At 58.0% G+C, this 1,633-nt stretch carries 3 protein-coding genes; all 3 read right to left on the bottom strand.

Translation table 11 applies throughout. The features are described from left to right. A partial coding sequence (locus BJL95_RS19590; protein WP_139306346.1) for a transposase occupies positions 1–787 on the bottom strand: 787 nt, incomplete at its 3' end. Between the two features lie 31 nt (positions 788–818). Further along, positions 819–1,169, bottom strand: a complete 351-nt coding sequence (gene tnpB, locus BJL95_RS19585; RefSeq protein ID WP_064031840.1) for an IS66 family insertion sequence element accessory protein TnpB — start codon at positions 1,167–1,169, stop codon at positions 819–821. After that, positions 1,145–1,552 (bottom strand): transposase, encoded by a 408-nt coding sequence (locus tag BJL95_RS19580; protein ID WP_254786668.1) that lies wholly within the window; start codon positions 1,550–1,552, stop codon positions 1,145–1,147. The genes tnpB and BJL95_RS19580 overlap by 25 nt, the downstream gene beginning before the upstream one ends. Positions 1,553–1,633: the final 81 nt, after the last annotated feature.

Below are 1,633 nucleotides of genomic sequence, written 5' to 3'. Positions count from 1 at the left end.
CTCGGCCGGATTCTTTGAGCACTTGAACCACGGTTTCGTCGCCCAGGATCAGATCGGCATCGAGCAGATGGTCGCGCAGCAAGTTGATGATGGGTTGCACTGCGTCGCCAACCCGCACCATGCTAGCCGCCAGCGTGTTGCGCGACAGATCGCCGCCGAAACGGCTCAACAGCGCGGCTTGCCGATACAGCGGCAGGCTATCCTGGTATTTGGCGGTGACGACCCAGGCTAATGCCGTTTCGGTGAGCAAGCCTTTGGGGATGATGCGAACCGGTGCCGGCGTCACGCGAATGCTTTCATCGCAGCACGGGCAGGCATATTTGACGCGGTGATGTTGAATGACTCGCACCTGTTGCGGGACGATGTCGAGCTGCTCGCTGATTTCAGCGCCGATTTCCACCAGACGAGTACCGTCATGCGCACAGATGCGTTCGGCTTCTGCTAATTCATGGCGCACGATCTCACGCGGCAGATGCGGATCGAGCGGTTTGCGACCGCGTTTCTGGCGGCGGTGACCGGCCACCTCGACCGCTTCGGGCGTGGCTTCCTCGGCGATTGGAGCACCGTTCGGCGCCAACACTTCGGCTTCGTTCAGGAACAGGTCGCGCTGGGCCGGATTGGCCCGCGCCTCGGATTTTGCGGCATACAGCCTATGCAGAAAGGCATCCACACGTTCTTTCAATAAATCACGCTCGACCGTCACCAACCGCAGTTGACTCGCCAGCCGTTGCTGCTCGGCCAGCAAGGCTTGGTAGTCTTCGGTGGACAGCGTGATGGTGGGCGTCATGCCGTTATTTTACCGGCTTTACATCCGCGTTTCAGCCTACTTGGGTATAGGTTCGTGCCGGATGCGGCCGCATCGCGGCCAAGTCAATACCGGCTAACAACCAGTGGAGTTGCTCGACCGTCAACGTCACAACTGCTGCCTCTTTCGGCCAGTGAAAACGGTCGGCTTCCAGCCGCTTGAGCATCAACCAAAAACCGGTGCGGTCCCACAACAGCAGTTTGATCCGATCCCGCCGGCGATTGCTGAACACGTAGATGGCCGGCTCGAACGGATTCAAGCCTAATGCCTGCTCAACCAGCAGCGCTAAACCATTGATGGCCTTGCGGCCGTCGACCGGCTCGCGGTGCAGGTAGACCTTCAATCCTGCGTCGAAACGAAACATGGCAGCTCGGCCAACGCCTTCAAAATCACCGGCAGGTCGCTCAGCTCGACAGGCTGTAACGCGAGTTTAACGCCGTTGGGCAACTCCGCACTGAGCGCTGACTCAGCCGGTTTCTCTGCGCTCAGCGACTGAACGGGCACAAAAGCCGGCAACGTTAATGGACTGTTCGGATTCGGATGTCCTGTTTCTCGGTAATGCCCCATCCACTTGCGCAGCAGATTGGCATTGATACCGTATTGCAGAGCGATCTTGGCAACCGATGTGCCCGAATGCAAGCAAACTTTCACTAGCTCCCGCTTGGCTTCCGGATCATAAAGGCAACGGCCGTCTCGCCCGTGCCCCACGATTAATGGCCGCGATAATCGCGTGTTATGCTCCTTCATAGGTGTCCACCTGATTATAAGTGGACACTATCTTCGTTCCTTTCGAGCTGTTTATACAGATGCTGTTAAAGGACCGCTTAC

This window comes from Methylomonas sp. LWB (assembly GCF_001856095.1).
GTDB classification, from domain to species: domain Bacteria; phylum Pseudomonadota; class Gammaproteobacteria; order Methylococcales; family Methylomonadaceae; genus Methylomonas; species Methylomonas koyamae_A.
This window is presented reverse-complemented; position numbering and strand designations above follow the sequence as displayed.

Bases quoted from the DNA above. Each gene is read 5' to 3' on its own strand.
- tnpB (WP_064031840.1), bottom strand. From the start codon at position 1,169: ATGTTTCGTTTCGACGCAGGATTGAAGGTCTACCTGCACCGCGAGCCG.
- BJL95_RS19580 (WP_254786668.1), bottom strand. From the start codon at position 1,552: ATGAAGGAGCATAACACGCGATTATCGCGGCCATTAATCGTGGGGCAC.